The organism is Streptomyces corynorhini (assembly GCF_003346515.1).
GTDB classification, from domain to species: Bacteria; Actinomycetota; Actinomycetes; order Streptomycetales; family Streptomycetaceae; genus Streptomyces; species Streptomyces corynorhini.
Genome location: NZ_QQNA01000148.1, coordinates 1 through 14,773, shown reverse-complemented (window position 1 = coordinate 14,773; position 14,773 = coordinate 1). Strand labels below are relative to the sequence as shown.

General features: G+C 73.5%; 12 protein-coding genes. 4 read left to right on the top strand and 8 right to left on the bottom strand.

What is annotated here, in order from left to right; translation table 11 throughout:
• Positions 1-93: 93 nt before the first annotated feature.
• The 4 genes from DVH02_RS19225 to DVH02_RS19210 form a co-directional block, all read right to left on the bottom strand.
• Entirely contained in the window at positions 94-849 is a 756-nt protein-coding gene (locus DVH02_RS19225; protein ID WP_114625061.1) for an AfsR/SARP family transcriptional regulator, read from the bottom strand.
• Positions 850-1,256: 407 nt separating this feature from the next.
• Complete coding sequence (gene otr(A), locus DVH02_RS19220; RefSeq protein ID WP_114625060.1) at positions 1,257-3,242, bottom strand: tetracycline resistance ribosomal protection protein Otr(A); 1,986 nt, start codon at positions 3,240-3,242, stop codon at positions 1,257-1,259.
• A gap of 161 nt (positions 3,243-3,403) precedes the next feature.
• Positions 3,404-4,438 carry a methyltransferase gene (locus DVH02_RS19215; RefSeq protein WP_114625059.1) on the bottom strand — a complete coding sequence of 345 codons (1,035 nt, stop codon included), beginning with the start codon at positions 4,436-4,438 and terminating at the stop codon, positions 3,404-3,406.
• 94 nt (positions 4,439-4,532) lie between these two features.
• Positions 4,533-6,044 carry an FAD-dependent monooxygenase gene (locus DVH02_RS19210; RefSeq protein ID WP_114625058.1) on the bottom strand — a complete coding sequence of 504 codons (1,512 nt, stop codon included), beginning with the start codon at positions 6,042-6,044 and terminating at the stop codon, positions 4,533-4,535.
• Positions 6,045-6,196: 152 nt separating this feature from the next.
• Here DVH02_RS19210 and DVH02_RS19205 point away from each other — a divergent pair, with 152 nt between their 5' ends.
• Together DVH02_RS19205 and dapC are read left to right on the top strand one after the other, a co-directional pair.
• The gene (locus tag DVH02_RS19205) at positions 6,197-6,625 is read left to right on the top strand and encodes a PPOX class F420-dependent oxidoreductase (protein WP_114625057.1); all 429 of its coding nucleotides are present in this window, start codon (positions 6,197-6,199) and stop codon (positions 6,623-6,625) included.
• Positions 6,622-7,701 carry a succinyldiaminopimelate transaminase gene (dapC, locus tag DVH02_RS19200; RefSeq protein WP_114625056.1) on the top strand — a complete coding sequence of 360 codons (1,080 nt, stop codon included), beginning with the start codon at positions 6,622-6,624 and terminating at the stop codon, positions 7,699-7,701. The genes DVH02_RS19205 and dapC overlap by 4 nt, the downstream gene beginning before the upstream one ends.
• 93 nt (positions 7,702-7,794) lie before the next feature.
• Here dapC and DVH02_RS19195 read toward each other — a convergent pair whose 3' ends face one another.
• The 4 genes from DVH02_RS19195 to DVH02_RS19180 form a co-directional block, all read right to left on the bottom strand.
• Positions 7,795-8,568, bottom strand: a complete 774-nt coding sequence (locus tag DVH02_RS19195; RefSeq protein ID WP_114625055.1) for a cyclase family protein — start codon at positions 8,566-8,568, stop codon at positions 7,795-7,797.
• A 43-nt stretch (positions 8,569-8,611) separates the two neighbouring features.
• Complete coding sequence (locus DVH02_RS19190; RefSeq protein WP_114625054.1) at positions 8,612-10,231, bottom strand: FAD-dependent monooxygenase; 1,620 nt, start codon at positions 10,229-10,231, stop codon at positions 8,612-8,614.
• Complete coding sequence (locus DVH02_RS19185; protein WP_114625053.1) at positions 10,221-11,174, bottom strand: aromatase/cyclase; 954 nt, start codon at positions 11,172-11,174, stop codon at positions 10,221-10,223. The genes DVH02_RS19190 and DVH02_RS19185 overlap by 11 nt, the downstream gene beginning before the upstream one ends.
• Before the next feature lie 63 nt (positions 11,175-11,237).
• On the bottom strand, positions 11,238-12,029 hold the full coding sequence (locus DVH02_RS19180; protein ID WP_114625052.1) for an SDR family NAD(P)-dependent oxidoreductase: 792 nt from the start codon (positions 12,027-12,029) through the stop codon (positions 11,238-11,240).
• Between the two features lie 255 nt (positions 12,030-12,284).
• Here DVH02_RS19180 and DVH02_RS19175 point away from each other — a divergent pair, with 255 nt between their 5' ends.
• Both DVH02_RS19175 and DVH02_RS19170 read left to right on the top strand, forming a co-directional pair.
• On the top strand, positions 12,285-12,737 hold the full coding sequence (locus tag DVH02_RS19175; RefSeq protein WP_114625051.1) for a nuclear transport factor 2 family protein: 453 nt from the start codon (positions 12,285-12,287) through the stop codon (positions 12,735-12,737).
• A 38-nt stretch (positions 12,738-12,775) separates the two neighbouring features.
• Complete coding sequence (locus tag DVH02_RS19170) at positions 12,776-14,728, top strand: AMP-binding protein (RefSeq protein WP_114625050.1); 1,953 nt, start codon at positions 12,776-12,778, stop codon at positions 14,726-14,728.
• The last annotated feature ends 45 nt before the right edge of the window (positions 14,729-14,773 follow it).

Here is a 14,773-nt window from a genome sequence, read left to right as displayed (position 1 = left end):
CCACCGGACCCGGAAGGCCCTCATCCGTTCAAGATCACCCCGCCGTCCGTACGGCGGGCCCCGGCCGCCTCGGCACGACGGGCCCCGGCCCCCTCAAGAGGCCGGCTTCAGCACCTCCTCCTGTGCGAGCCGCAGGTCCTGCGAGGGGTCGAGGCCCAATTCGTTGCGGAGGAGGCGGCGGACCCTGTGGTACACGTGGAGGGCCTCGCCGCGGCGGCCCGCCTTGCCGAGGGCCAGCATGAGCTGGGCGTGGAACCACTCGTCGTACGGGTACTCCATCACCAGAGAGCGCAGGTCGGTGATCAGCTCCCCGTGCCTGCCGAGCGCCATGGCGGCCTGGATGCGGAGTTTGCGGACGCGGACGCGTTGCTCGTCGAGGTGGCTGACGTAGTTGCGCAGCGTCCGGCCGCAGGGTACGTCGGCGAGAGGGGCGCCGCGGCACAGGGCCAGCGCTTCCTCGGCCCACCGGACGGCGCCGCCGACGTCGTGGGCGGTGTAGCACGCCTGGGCCTCGTCGGCGAGCCGCGTGAAGTGGTGGGTGTCGAGCGAGTCCTCGGGGGTGTGCAGCAGGTAGCCGGGCGGCGTGGTGACGATGGCGCGCTTGCGCGGGTCCGCCCCCAGCTCCTTGATGAAGTCCTTGCGCAGTTGGTAGATGTAGGTCTGCGCGGTGGTGACCGCGGTGCGCGGCAGGGCCTCGCCCCACAGTTCGTCGAGGATGGAGTCCAGGCTGACGATCTGGTTGGCCCGCATCACGAGCAGGGCGAGCACCTGTTTCACCTTCGGGGCGCTCGGGGTGTAGGCCAGTCGGTCGTTGACGGCTCGTATGGGACCAAGTGTCTTGAAATCCATGAGTTCTTCCGCCTCTGCTGAATCTGTGGTGACCCGTCGGCCGAACGGATCCAGACATTGAGCTGGTCTCCTGGTCCCCGCCCGGCGGGGATCAGGAGACCCGGGAGAAGCTGTTTTCCATCAGGGCGCCGCTTCCACGAGCAGGAGGCGCCGTCCGTGGTCGAAGGTCAGGGGCACCGCTGGGGCGGTCGGGTGCCGGGCTCCGTGCTGGGGGCGGTCCGCGCGGACCGATCACCGCTGTCCGCGTCGCCCGTCGCCCATCGCATCAGCATGGGGCACACCGCGAGGGTAGGCATGCCGCCGAACGAGGGACAGCGCCCGGAAACCGGTGGGCCGGTCGGCCCTTTTTCGGCCCCCTCCAGGACCTGACCGTGTCCTGATCGGAACGGTCGGGTCCCGCCAGGTCCTCAGACACGTTTGAGTACGTGCAGGAGGTACTCGTCCCGGTTGAGCGGGTCGGGTCCCGCGGGCCGCGGCCGCACGGGCGGCTGTCCCGCGGCGGGCCGGTAGCCCCGGTGTTCGGCCAGGAACACCCCCTCGCCCTGGGTCAGTCCGGGAACCCGCCGGCGGAAGTCGTGCACGAGGCTGGTCGGCATCGTGCCCTCCAGCCGGAAGACGTCCCCTTCGGCCGTGGGCACGCCGGGAGTGGCGCCCAGCTCCGCGAGTTTCGCCAGCACCAGGCCGATCCGGGTGCCGGGGACCTCCAACTCGAAGGAGCTGACCGGCTCGTGCACCTCGGTCCCGGCCTGCCGGAGCGCGTCCATCAGGACCAGCGGTGTGGCCGCGCGGAAGTCGTCGGCCGCGCTGACCGGACTGGCGAAGCCGGTACGGGTCAGGGTGACGGCGCAGTCGGTGACCTGCCAGCCGAACAGGCCGTGCCGCAGCGTGGTGTGCACGCTCTCCTCGATGGCCTTGTGGAAGGCCGGCGGAAGCGAGCCCAACTCCACCGCCAGGCGGAAGGTGATGCCCGCTCCCGGCTCGGCCGGTCCGACGTTCAGACCCACCGTCGCCCAGAAGTAGTTGTGCGTGCGCGTGTCCAGCTCGATCAGCGCCTCGCCCGTCCCCACGGGCTTCTCGATACAGACCGTACGGGTCGGGTCGAAGCGGACCCGTACCCCGAAGGACGCCGCGAGCGTGCTGCCGAGGATCTCCTTCTGCACCTCCCCGTACAGGCGCACCACCGCCCCGGCCGCGTTCTCCTCGTCCTGCCGCAGGTCGATCGAGGGGTCCTGTTCGTCCAGCATGCGCAGCGCGGTGTGCAGCCGCCCGGCGTCCGCGGGACGCTCCGGCCTGATCACGGTCTCCAGGCTGGGCGGGGCGAAGAAGTTCCGTGGCGGGGGGCCGTCGAGCTGCCCCGCCCGGTCGCCGACCCGTACGTCCTTGAGCCCCCAGGCCCGCGCGATGTCCCCGGCGGTCGCCAGGGACGGGTCGGCGGCCGGCCCGTGCTCGAAGACCCGCAGGGCGGTGATACGTCCGGTGTGCTCGGTGACCCGGCCGGTGTGATCGACGCGGTGCAGGGTCACCGGGTCGCGGTTCTCCAGCGTGCCGGAGACCATCCGCAGGTACGCGACGGCCTCCCCGTGCGCACCGCGGTCCACCTTGAACACGGTGGCGCGCAGCGGCGCGTCCCGCGATCCGCGCACGGACGGCAGTAACTCCCGGATACCGCACACCAGATGGTCCAGCCCCTCGCCGGTCAGCGCGGACCCGAAGAACACCGGGTGCACCAGGGCGCGCGCGGTCTGCGCGGCCAGCTCCGCCGCGTACTCCTTCCCCGTCAGTACGCGGTCCTCGTACAGGTAGGCGGCGAGGAAGGCGTCGTCGTGGTCGGCCAGCAGCTCACCGACCCGGACGGCGAACCGCGGGTCGGTGCCGGGTCCGAGCGCGGTGGCGCGGGCCCGTGGCGTACCGGCGTCCGTCACGGCGGACAGCGCCACCGCGGCGGGGGTCAGCCGCTCGCGGATCTCGCACAGCACACCGTCGGGGCGCGCGCCGCCCCGGTCGATCTTGTTGACGAAGACCAGCGTGGGGATGTCCAGCCTGCGCAGGGTCCGCATCAGGATGCGGGTCTGCGGCTGGACGCCCTCGACGGCCGAGACCACGAGGATCGCGCCGTCGAGCACCCCCAGGGCCCGTTCGACCTCGGAGATGAAGTCGGAGTGCCCCGGGGTGTCGATGAGGTTGACCTTGAGATCGTCCAGGACGAACGTGGCCACGGCGGACCGGATGGTGATGCCGCGCTGCCGCTCCAGCTCCATCGAGTCGGTCTGCGTGGTGCCGGCGTCCACACTGCCGACCTCGTCGATCACTCCCGCGTGGTGCAGCAGGCGCTCGGTGAGACTGGTCTTGCCGGCGTCAACGTGGGCCAGGATGCCCAGATTCAGCTTGTTCATGAAGGGGGGTCGGATTCCTCTGCGTCGTCATGCGGACCTTTCCTGCCGGACTCGTGGTCGCCTGCCGCATCGTTCCGCCCTCTCTGACGTCGCTCTGACCCCACCCCGTCGGGGACACACCCCCGGGCGTGATCACGATAGCAAAGGGCCGTCGTGCCGGGTCAGGACTTGACGGCGACTATCAGCCAGTCGCCGAGGAGGTTGTCGATGCGCTCCGCCTGCCGGACCCGGAAGCCGGCCTCCTCGATCTCCGCGCGGTACTCCTCGACGCCGCTGGACGAGCTGTCGCCGCGGATCAGGCCGTGGTTGAGGCGTTGCAGCACCTCGTACGCCGTCGAGGTGGCCGGATCCGTCATCAGGTCGTAGACCACCAGCGCCCCGCCGGACGGCAGCGCCTCGTGGATGCGCGCGAGGAGTTCGCGCCGCCGCGGTGCGGGCCAGTCCGGCAGGACGTGCCCGGTGACCACGGCGTCCGCGGGCGGCAGCGGACGGGTCAGGAAGTCGCCGCCGTGGAAGCGGACGCGGCCCTCCAGACCGCGCTCGCGGATCAGCTCGTCGGCCAGCGGGGCCAGCGCGGGCAGGTCGAACACCGTAGCGTGCAAGTGCGAATGGGCCAGGGCCACCCGCGTCGCCAGGTTGCCCCGGGCGCCGCCGACGTCGACGAAGGACCCGTACGCGCTCCAGTCGACGCGCCGCGCCAGCTCCTCGGCCGTGAAGGAGCTGAAGGTGTCGAAGTGGGCCATGATCCGACGGGCCCGGTCCTGGTCCTCGTAGTGGTGGGGGTACGCCTCCGGCCCGTGCGCCTCGGCGCCGGAACCCGCCTCGCCCTCCAGGAGCGCCGTCGTCAGCCCCGCCCACACGTGGTAGTGCTTGCGGGCGTGCTGGAGGACGGAGCCGCCCAGGTATCCGGAGGCGCCGGACACCAGGAACGACTGGGCCGCGGGGGAGTTGCGGTAGCGGTCGCCGTCCGCCTCCAGCAACTCCAGTGCGACGAGGGCGTCGAGGAACTCCGCGGCCAGCGGATGGACGATGCGCAGCCGGTCCTTCACCTCCCCGACGGTCGCGGGTCCGTCGGCGAGCAGGTCGAACAGGCCCAGCTCCACGGCGCTGTGCAGGACCTTCGCCTGGTGGTAGGCGGTGGTCAGGCGCAGCAGTGAGCGGGCCTGGGCCACGGGTGCGAGTGGTGCGGTGGTCATGGGACTCCTCAGCCGGTAGGGGGTGACGCGGGGAACCGGAAGCCGGGCGTCGCACCCGGGAGGGGCGGGCGTCCGCCCCGGCGGGCCGGGGGCCTCACCCGGCGGGCGGCCCGAACCAGGCGCGCAGGGCGTCGGTGAGCCCGGCCGCGCCCGTCCGCGGGGTTCCGGTCCAGCAGATGTAGCCGTCGGGCCGTACGAGGAGCGCGGCGGGCCCGTCGGCCCAGGACCCGGGCTCCGCGACGCCCCCGGCCGCGACCAGGTCCACCCGGTCCTTCCACGCCGCGGCTTCGTCGTCGAGCGCCAGGCAGGACCCCAGCGTCAGCAGCACGCCGCGCGCCGCGTGGAAGTACGTGCTCAGCCGCCGGGTGCCGTCCTCGGTGACGAGCGGCAGGTCCGGGACGCGGCGCCCCAGCAGCGGGTGTCCGCCGGGCATGGGGTAGCGCACGTCCAGCGCCGAGATGAGCCCCGCCAGATGGCGGTTGGCCTCCGGGACGCGCAGCAGCTCGGTCATCAGCTCCCGCAGCCCTTCGAAACGCGGGTCCGGGTCGATCAGCACCGCCTGCGCACGGGTGTTGCGCAGGACGCCCGCGGCGATCGGGCGGCGCTCGGCCTCGTAGCTGTCCAGCAGCTCGGGCGGGGCCGTGCCCGCGACGGTCGCGCCCAGCTTCCAGCCCAGGTTCACCGCGTCCTGGAACCCCAGGTTGAGGCCCTGCCCGCCCGCGGGCAGGTGGATGTGGCAGGCGTCGCCCGCCAGCAGGACCCGGCCGTCGCGGTACCGCCCGGCCTGGCGCGAGGTGTCGGTGAGCCGGGAGAGCCAGCGCACGTCGTGCATCCCGAAGTCGCCGCCCGCCACCTCGGTGAGGGCGGCCCGCACGTCCGCCTCGGTGACCGGCGCCAGGCGGTCGGCGTAGGGCCGGTCGAAGAAGGCGACCGTGGCCCGGAAGACGCCCGGCTCCAGCGGGAAGGCGGCGAACCAGGCGCGCAGGTCGTGCCGCATGACGCCGTACGGCCGCATCGGGCCCATGCCCTGCCCGCTCGGCAGCTCCTCGCGGAACCGGGCATCCGCGATCACCGCGAACATGTGCGGGTCCTGCCCGGGGAAGTCGATGCCGAGCAGCTTGCGTACGGTGCTGCCGCCGCCGTCACATCCCACCAGGTACGCGCACGCGACCTCGTACGGCCCCTCGGGACCGGTGACGGAGACGGTCACTCGGCTGCTGTCCCGCTCCAGCGACGTCAGCGCGTGCCCGCGGCGCAGTTCGGCCCCCAGCTCCAGGGCCCGCCCGGTCAGCAGCTCCTCGGTACGCACCTGCGGGACGAACAGCGCGTAGGGGTGCCGGGTGTCGAACGACGAGAAGTCCAGCGGGACTCCGAGGCTGGCGAAGTTCCCGCCGCGCAGCTTCGGCGCCCCGGCCCGGAACTCCTCGCCCAGCCCGCGCATGTCCAGCAGCTCCACGGTGCGCGCGTGCACACCGAGGGCCTTGGAGAAGTCGACCGGCTCCGCCAGGCGTTCCAGCACCAGGGTCCTGGCACCGGCCAGGCGCAGTTCGCAGGCGAGCATCAGTCCCGTCGGCCCGGCGCCGGCCACCACCACGTCGTACCGCATACACGCTCCTCGGGTCAGTGGGCTGCCGCCAGGCATGCTGACCGCGTGCGTTCGAGGCGCCGTCCAGCCGGAATCCGGAGCGGGCGGCTCGAAGCGGGCTCGAAGCGGTTTTCGTAGCGTGTCCGCGACCCTACGGACCCCGAGGACGCTCTATGCCGTTCACCCAGAAGGAAATCGCCTACCTGCGGGCGCAGGGCTACGGCCGGCTGGCGACGGTCGGCGCCCGCGGCGAACCCCACAACGTGCCCGTCTCGTTCGAGATCGACGAGGAGCGCGGCACCATCGAGATCACCGGCCGGGACATGGGCCGCAGCCGCAAGTTCCGGAATGTGGCGAGGAACGGCGAGGTCGCCTTCGTCGTGGACGACGTGCCGTGCCGCGATCCCGAGGTGGTGCGGGCCGTCGTCGTGCACGGCACGGCCCAGGCGCTGCCGACCGGTGGCAGGGAGCGCAGGCCGCACTGCGCCGACGAGATGATCCGTATCCACCCCCGGCACATCGTCACCTGGGGCATCGAGGGGGCCCTGTCCACCGGGAGCCACACCCGCGACGTCACGGCCGAGAACGGAGGACGGCCGTGAGGGAACTGCCCGATTTCCCGTGGGACGTGCTCCTGCCGTACAAGCGGCGGGCCGCGGCCCACCCCGACGGGCTGGTCAACCTGGCCCTGGGCGAACCGGTCGACGCCACGCCCGACGTGGTGCGCGACGCCCTCGCGGCGGCGGCCGACGCGCCCGGCTATCCGCCCACGGAGGGGACGCCCGCGCTCCGCGAGGCGGCCGTCGCCTGGCTGCGCCGCAGGCTGGGCGTGACGGTGCGCCCCTCGGCGACGCTGCCCGCGGTCGGCACCAAGGAGCTGATCGCCTGGCTCCCGGCGATGCTGGGCACGGGACCGGGCGACACGGTGGCCTTTCCCCGGCTGGCGTTCCCCACCTTCGACGTCGGCGCGCGCCTGGCCGGAGCGGCGGGCCGGCCGGTGCGCTCGCCGCTGCTGCTCGGGCGCGAGCCGGTGAAGGTGGTCTGGATCAACTCGCCCTCCAACCCGGAGGGCCGGGTGCTGTCCGTACCCGAGCTGCGCGAGATCGTGGCCTGGGCGCGGGACCGGGGCGCCGTCCTGGTCAACGACGAGTGCTACATCGAGTACGGGTGGGACCGGCGGCCGGTGTCGCTGCTGGATCCGGCGGTGTGCGGGGGCAGCCACGAAGGGCTGCTGGCGGTGCACTCGCTGTCGAAGCGGTCCAACCTCGCGGGCTACCGCGCCGGCCTCTGCTCCGGCGACCCGGCCCTGATCGCCCGCCTCCTCCACGTACGCAAACACGCGGGACACGCGGTCCCGGCGCCCGTGCAGGCGGCCATGGTGGCCGCCCTGCGGGACGACCGCCACGTGCGGCGGCAGAGGGACCGGTACGCGCACCGGAGGCGGGTTCTGCGCACGGCCGTCGAGGGGGCCGGGTTCCGCGTCGAGCACTCCGAGGGCGGGCTGTTCCTGTGGGCGACCCGGGACGAGCCGTGCTGGCCCGCCGTGGGGAAGCTGGCCGATCTCGGCATCCTCGTCGCGCCCGGTGCGTTCTACGGCGAGGCCGGTGAGCGGCACGTACGGATCGCGTTCACGGCGACCGACGAACGCGTGGCCGCGGCCGCCGCCCGGCTGGCATGACGGCGCCCGCCGCGGCGGCGACCGCGTGGCCGTAGCGCCTGACCTGACCTGACCGGCGGGCCGTCCGTTCGCACCTCCGTACGTACCGGATCGTCACTCCTCCACCACCGCCACCGCCCGTGTCCACCCGGCCCCCGCCCCCGCGATCTTGAAGGGGAAGCAGGACACCAGGAACCCGTCAGGCCCCGGCAGGGCGCCCAGGTTGCTCAGCCGCTCGATCTGGCAGTACTCCCGCTCCCGCCCCACGAAGTGGGCGGGCCACAGCACCCCGCGGTCGCCGGTGCGCTGGAATTCTTTGATCATGTGCCCGAACGGCGCGTCCAGGCTGAAGGCGTCGGTCCCGACGACCCGCACTCCGAAGTCGAGCAGCAGGTGTGTCGCCGCGGCGTCCAGACCCGCGAACTCGGTGAAGTACGCGGGCTTTCCGGCCCGCCGGTCCGCCCCGGTGTGCAGCAGCACGATGTCGTGGGGACGCGGGTCGCGGCCCGCCTCGTCGAGGGCCCGCCGTACCCGGTCGGCGCCGATGGCACCCACCGGCTCGTCGGTGAGGTCGAGTCTGAGGCCCGGCCGCAGAAACCAGTCCAGCGGCATCTGGTCGATGTGGCGCGGTGTGCCGTAGCGCGCCCGGGACCCGTAGTGCGACGGGGCGTCGACGTGGGTGCCGGTATGGGTGGTCAGCCGCACGGTGTCGAGGGACAGCAGCTCGCCGTCCGGGAGGTCGGCCGGGTCGAAGTCGATGCCGTGGTGGCGCCGCATCGCCTCGGCCATGTGCCGGCCGCCCTCGGCCGGGGTGAGGACTACGTGTTCGACCGGGTCGACCTCCCACTGACGTGCGTCCACGGTCGTCGACAGATCGATGATGCGCATGTCGGTCCCTTCCCTTTCCCGAGGCTGACGGGTCGTACGGTCCTCACGCCCCGGCGCCGGGCGCGGGGCCCGCCGGGAGCAGGTGGAACGCCTGGAGCCGGGCGGCCAGTGCCGCGCTGCCCGACCGCCGCCCCTTCGCGGCCAGATAGCCGTCCGGTCTGATCAGCGCCCAGCCGCCCGGAGGGACGCCGAGGCTCTGCCGCAGCGCGCCGTCGGGGTCGGCGAGGGCGGGGCCGTCCGCGCTGTCGCGGGAGACGACGGCGCACACCTGTACGGCCCGGCCGTACCGAGGCGCCAGTTCCGCTCCTCCCTCACCGGCGAACAGCAGAAGCAGCCACCGGGGATCGGTGAGCGCCTCCCGCAGCGCCCGGTGCCCGGGGTGGCGTGCCGCGTCCGCCTCCGTGCACGCGACCAGGTGTCCCGGGCGTACCCCGGCCGCCCCGGCGGCCGTGCCGTACGTCAGCGGGCTGTCCGCGTAGTGCAGGGCGAGGCCGGACATCCCCGCCATGATCCGGTGCTCGACGCGCTGTTTGAGCGGTCGCACGGCCTTCAGGAGGGACAGGCCCACCGGCATGGCCACCGGCGCCATGGCATGGCGCAACGCCACCAGGGCCGTGGCCGTGCGCGTCGTGGACAGCAGCCTGCCGCCCACCGGGACGCGTTCGGCGGCGTACGTGTCCAGCAGCTCCTCCCGCGCGTGCCCGCGCACCACGTCCGCCAGCTTCCACGCCAGGTTGCAGGCGTCCTGCATGCCGGTGTTCATGCCCTGCCCGGAGGCCGGGCTGTGGACGTGCGCGGCGTCACCGGCCACGAAGCAGCGGCCCGAGCGCATGGCGGTGATCATGCGCTGCTGTACGCGGAAGACCGAGACCCAGGTCGGCTCCGAGACCGCCACCGGGTACCCGAGACCGCGCGCCAGGGACCCGGCGAGCCGGTGGCGCACCGTCTCAGGATCGGCGCCCTGACCGGCGTACCCGGTGTCCACCGCACGCCACTTGGCGGGGCCGGGGAACGGCACCAGCAGCACGGTCCCGGAACCGGTGTGCACCAGGTGGTTGCTGTCGCGGGGCAGCCCCGTGTCCACCACCACGTCCGCGTTGAGCCAGGTCCGCGTCGCCTCGCCGACCAGCCGCAGCCCCAGCCGCTCGCGTACGGTGCTGCGGGAGCCGTCCGCACCCACCAGCCAGTCCGCGGTGACCTGTTCGCGGCGGCCGGCCCGGCGCAGCTCGGCGTGGACCCGGCTCCCGGCGGGCGCGCAGTCCGACAGCTCCACGCCCCACTCGATGCCGACGCCCAGGGCGGCCAGGCGCTCGCGCAGGATCTCCTCCGTCAGGACCTGGTCGAGCATCAGGGTGAACGGGTAGGCCGTGGGCAGTCGGGCGTAGTTGGTGTCGAAGCGGATCAGTTCCCGGCCGCGCGCGTGCACGGTGAAGTGGACGACCGGCCTGCCCCGCGCCACCAGGGCGTCCGCCAGGCCCATCTGGTGGCACGCCTCCAGGGTGCGCGGATGCACGGCCAGCGCCCGGCTCGTGGTCGCCGGGCCGGCCGCCCGGTCGATCACCCGCACGCGCACGCGTCGGCGGGCCAGCTCGTGCGCCAGGGTCAGCCCGGCGGGACCGGCGCCCGCGATCAGCACCTCGGGGCCGTCCGCCTCAGGCGGCATGCGGGGCTTCCGCGAAGCCCTTGGCGAGCGCCAGGGTGGCCGCGCTGTTACCGCCGACCGCCGCGCGCACCCGGGCCCGCGCGTCGGCCACCGTGGCGTCCGCGCCGAGGACGGCGGGGACGGCGGCCTCGTTGATCCCCACGGTGTGCCGGGAGGTGACGAGCAGTCCGTTCCCGGTGTCCCGTACCGACCACTCGCCGGTGTGCAGAACCATCAACGGCGGGGTGCGGACCTGCTTGTAGACGATCCGCCGCTCCTCGGGGAAGCAGACTCGCACCGACTCCGTCGTGTGCTCCGATCCGTCCTTCGCACGGGTGGCCATGGTCATCACCTGCACGCCGTCGGACGGCTCCGCCAGGTCGAGCCGGGACACGTGCGGCAGCCGGGCGGGCCACTTCCGCGCCTCCGCGAGGAACGCGTACACCGCCTCGGCGGGAGCGCGCACCAGCTCGGAGTCCTCGAACGAGAACAGCGGCTGCGCCCCGGACGCCGGGCGCTCGGCCAGCGCCTTGATGTTCGCCAGTTCTGTGCGGCTGTTGCGGTCGGTCGCGGTGGTCGTCCACCGCACGTCCTCCGGGCGGTCGTCCACCACGGCGAACGTATGACTGAGCGTCAGTTCGCAGCTGGCGCCCGGCCGTTCCCGCAGGGCCCAGGTACCGCTCATCGCGGCCACCGGGGGCGAGCACACCTCCTGCCGGAACCGGATGTTCAGCCCCTCGGGGTCCAGGGTGCGCCGCGACGTCCAGTGCTTGACCTCGCCGTTGGCGGTGGCCCAGATCCGCAGCCGCTCACCGCGGGCGTCGAGTGCCGCGCGCTCGACGTGGACGGTCGGAGTGAAGCGCCGGGGCCACTCGGCGGCGTCCCGGATCAGCGCGTACACCCGGCCGGCCGGGGCCTCGATCCCGATGCGGTGCACGGCGTGGTGGGAGGTGGGTACAGGCATGCGTCGTCGGTTCCTCTCGGGCGTACGGACGTGACGGGGGAGGCGAGCGGCAGGCGCCGGGGCTCAGTAGATGCCCAGCCCGCCACAGACGTTGAGGGCCTGCGCGGTGATGGATCCGGCGTCCTCGCCCACCAGGTGGCCGACCAGGGCGGCCACCTCCTCGGGGGTGGAGTAGCGGCCCAGCGGGATCTTGTCGTTGAAGCGGGACAGCACGTCGTCCTCGGTGATGTCCCAGGTGGCCGCGTATGCCTGCCGTACGCGGACGGCCATCGGCGTCTCCACGTAGCCGGGACACACGGCGTTGACGGTGACCCCGGTGGGAGCCAGCTCCTTGGCCAGCGCCTTGGTGAAGCCGATCAGGCCCGCCTTCGAGGCCGAGTAGGGGGCGCCCAGCGGAACGCCCTGCTTGCCCCCGGTGGAGGCGATGCTGACGATCCGTCCGGCGCCGCCTGCCGCGTCGAGACCGCCGGTGGTCAGGGCCGCGCGGGTGACCAGGAAGGCGCTGTTGAGGTTGGTGTCGATCACGTCGTACCACAGCTCGTCGGGGATGCGCGCGGTCACTCCGCCGCCGCTGCGCCCCGCGTTGTTCACCAGGACGCCCAGCGGCCCGAACCGGTCGACCGCGCGGCGCACCACCCGCTCCACCGACTCCCGGGACCGCACGTCGCCCTCGCACCCGGCCACGTCGAGCCCCTGGTCCCGCAGTTCCCCGACCACGGCATCGACGCTCCCGCGGCCTCGGGCGCACAGGAACACCGGCCGCCCGCGGGCCGCGAGCGTCTTCACCACGGCGAGCCCGATGCCGCTGGTGCCACCCGTCACGAGGGCGGCCCTGGGCGTGGCACTGGTAGTCATGGCCTTGTCCTCCGCTGTTGTGGTCCGCGGTGGGCGCGCCCGCGCGGCGCCGCCCGGCGGCACCGGGCGCCCAACCCGAACTCCCAGTCTGCGAAGACCCGTTAGAGGCTGGACCGACCGCCGTTGGGGCCGTTTCGGTGCGGCACGGCGAGGCGATCACGGCCCAAAGACGGCTCTAAGGACGGTCGAAGACGGGGTGCCACGCTCATGCCGGGCGGTCGGCCCCGTCGGCGGGCCGCCGGAGAGGAGAGCCGTATGACAGCCCCGCAGCAGCCGCCGGGAGTCCCCGTGGACACCGCGCTCTACCAGGAGATCCAGCATTTCTACGGACGCCAGATGCGTTATCTGGACGAGGCGCGGATCGAGGAGTGGGCCGGCACCTTCACCGACGACGGCGTCTTCGTCGCCAACGCCCACCCCGAGCCGTCCGTCGGGCGCGGTGCCATCGCGGCCGGGGCCCGCAAGGCCGCCGCCCTGCTGACCGAGCAGGGCGTCCAGCGCCGCCACTGGCTCGGCATGCTGGAGGCCGACGCCTGTGACGACGGCACCGTCCGCGCCCGCACCTACGCCCTGATCCTGAGCACGCCGCGCGGCGGCCGGGCGGCGGTGCACCTGAGCACGAGCTGCGACGACGTGCTCGTACGGGAGGACGGCCGGCTCCGCGTGCGGCACCGCGAGGTACGCCGCGACGACCTGCGGCCCGCGTAGTGCGGCCCCGACCCGCCGACGAGAACGGAGCCTCGCCCATGGCGGAGCGCCACCGCGACGGCCCGCGGGACAGCACCGTCGAGGGGCCGCCGCTCGACGTACTGGCGCGGCTGACAGGCGGCCCCCGCGTCGACTGCCTGCTGTCGCGGGCGGCTCGCCGCGGACCCGGGCGGCTCGCCCTGAGCGGCCCCTCCGGGGACCTGACCTACGCGACCCTGGAGGAGCGGGCCACGCGGTGCGCCGCCGCGCTGCGCGAACTGGCCGGTGGGCCCGGCGCGGTGGTGGGCATCGCCGCCGTACTGGACACGTCGTTCGCCGTCGCGTACTTCGGCGCTTCCCGGGCCCGGCACGTCAGCGCGATGTTCAACCCGCTGCTGCGCGAGGAGCGCCTGACGCACGTGCTGCGTTCCGCCGGGGCGCGGACCGTGATCGTCCCGCCGGAGATGTACGGGCGGATCCAGGCCGTACGGGGGAACCTGCCCGCGCTGCGGACTGTCGTACTCACCCACCGCGCCGAGGGGTTCCGGGCGGCCGGGGCGGAGGTGCCCGCGCTGGACGAACTGATCGACGCCGCCCCCCGCACGGCACCGCCCGCCGAAGCCGAAGCCGAAGCCGAAGCCGACCCCGAGGACGTGGCCAACCTCCAGTTCACCAGCGGCACCACCGGGGCCCCCAAGACCGTCATGCTCACCCACCGCAACCTGACGGTGAACGCCGCCCAGACCGCGTACAGCCACCGGCTGGCCCCCGAGTCCGTGCTGCTCAACACCCTGCCGTCGTTCCACCTGATGCACCTGAACATCGCGGTGACCGTCGGCGCCACCCACCTGCTGCGGCCCGGGGACGACCTCGTGCCCGCGCTGCGCGAGGGCGCCCGGCGCGGTGCGACGCACTTCTACAGCCTGCCGGTACGACTGGCCCGGCTGGCGGCGGACGACCGGCTGCCGGAGCTGTCCGTGCCCACCCTGCGGGCCGTGCTCTCCGGCGGATCGGCCCTGCCCGCCAGGACCGCCGCCGTCCTGGGCGGGCACTTCGGCGTCCCGGTCGTCCAGGGGTACGGGCTGGCCGAGACCGCGCCGTCCACGCACTTCGACGACCTGGCCGGGCCGGTGGCCGGTTCTTCGGGCCGGCCGGTGCCCGGCACCGCCTGCCGGATCGTGGACCCGCGGACCCGGGCCGTCCTCCCGGTGGGCGGCCGCGGCGAGATCCAGGTCAAGGGGCCGCAGCTGATGAAGGGATACCTCGGCAAGGAGCGGAAGGAGTCCGTGGACCCGGACGGCTGGTTCTCCACCGGCGACATCGGCGAGACGGACGCGCAGGGGCGGCTGTTCGTCGTCGACCGGGTCAAGGACGTCTTCAAGTGCGACAACTGGCTGGTCTCGCCCCTGGAGATCGAGAACGTGCTGGCCCGCTGCCCCGGGGTGAAGGACTGCGCGGTCTTCGACCACCCGGACGAGTTCAGCGGCGCCGTCGCCCACGCGCTGGTGGTCCTGGCGGACGAGGACGCCGACCAGGGCGCCGTCACCCGCTTCGTCAACGACCAACTGCCCTACTACCAGCACATCAAGTACCTCGACGTCGTACCGCGCATCCCGCGCTCACCCACCGGCAAGATCCAGCGTCGCGACCTGCGGGAGCGGGCCCTCGGCGCCACCCAGCGGCACGCCCCGGGCGCTGCCCACGACACGAAGGGCACCTCCGCCATGTTCACCTTCATCAACCGGTTCACGGTCCGGGGCGACGCCGCCGAGTTCGAGAAGCGCATCGGGGAGATCACCGCCCATATGTCGCGGCAGCCCGGTTTCCGCTCCCACCGCCTGCTCCGCTCCGCCAAGGACGCGCGGCTCTACGTCGAGATCGCCGAGTGGGACGACGCGCGGTCGCACGGCCGCGCGCTGCGCACCGAGACGTTCCAGCGGGCCGTACGCGAGGTCCAGAAGCTGGCGAGCGCGGACCCGGCCCCCTTCGTCCCGGTCACGGCGGTCGGCTGACGCAAGGCCGAGGAGCCGCCCCCACCACCCCCAACGCCCCTGCTG

What these genes read in the sequence shown, in the direction of transcription:
- DVH02_RS19185 (WP_114625053.1), bottom strand. Translation starts at nt 11,174, where the DNA reads ATGCCTGTACCCACCTCCCACCACGCCGTGCACCGCATCGGGATCGAG.
- DVH02_RS19225 (WP_114625061.1), bottom strand. Translation starts at nt 849, where the DNA reads ATGGATTTCAAGACACTTGGTCCCATACGAGCCGTCAACGACCGACTG.
- DVH02_RS19170 (WP_114625050.1), top strand. Translation starts at nt 12,776, where the DNA reads ATGGCGGAGCGCCACCGCGACGGCCCGCGGGACAGCACCGTCGAGGGG.
- DVH02_RS19175 (WP_114625051.1), top strand. Translation starts at nt 12,285, where the DNA reads ATGACAGCCCCGCAGCAGCCGCCGGGAGTCCCCGTGGACACCGCGCTC.
- DVH02_RS19205 (WP_114625057.1), top strand. Translation starts at nt 6,197, where the DNA reads ATGCCGTTCACCCAGAAGGAAATCGCCTACCTGCGGGCGCAGGGCTAC.
- DVH02_RS19215 (WP_114625059.1), bottom strand. Translation starts at nt 4,438, where the DNA reads ATGACCACCGCACCACTCGCACCCGTGGCCCAGGCCCGCTCACTGCTG.
- DVH02_RS19190 (WP_114625054.1), bottom strand. Translation starts at nt 10,231, where the DNA reads ATGCCGCCTGAGGCGGACGGCCCCGAGGTGCTGATCGCGGGCGCCGGT.
- DVH02_RS19210 (WP_114625058.1), bottom strand. Translation starts at nt 6,044, where the DNA reads ATGCGGTACGACGTGGTGGTGGCCGGCGCCGGGCCGACGGGACTGATG.
- DVH02_RS19180 (WP_114625052.1), bottom strand. Translation starts at nt 12,029, where the DNA reads ATGACTACCAGTGCCACGCCCAGGGCCGCCCTCGTGACGGGTGGCACC.
- DVH02_RS19195 (WP_114625055.1), bottom strand. Translation starts at nt 8,568, where the DNA reads ATGCGCATCATCGATCTGTCGACGACCGTGGACGCACGTCAGTGGGAG.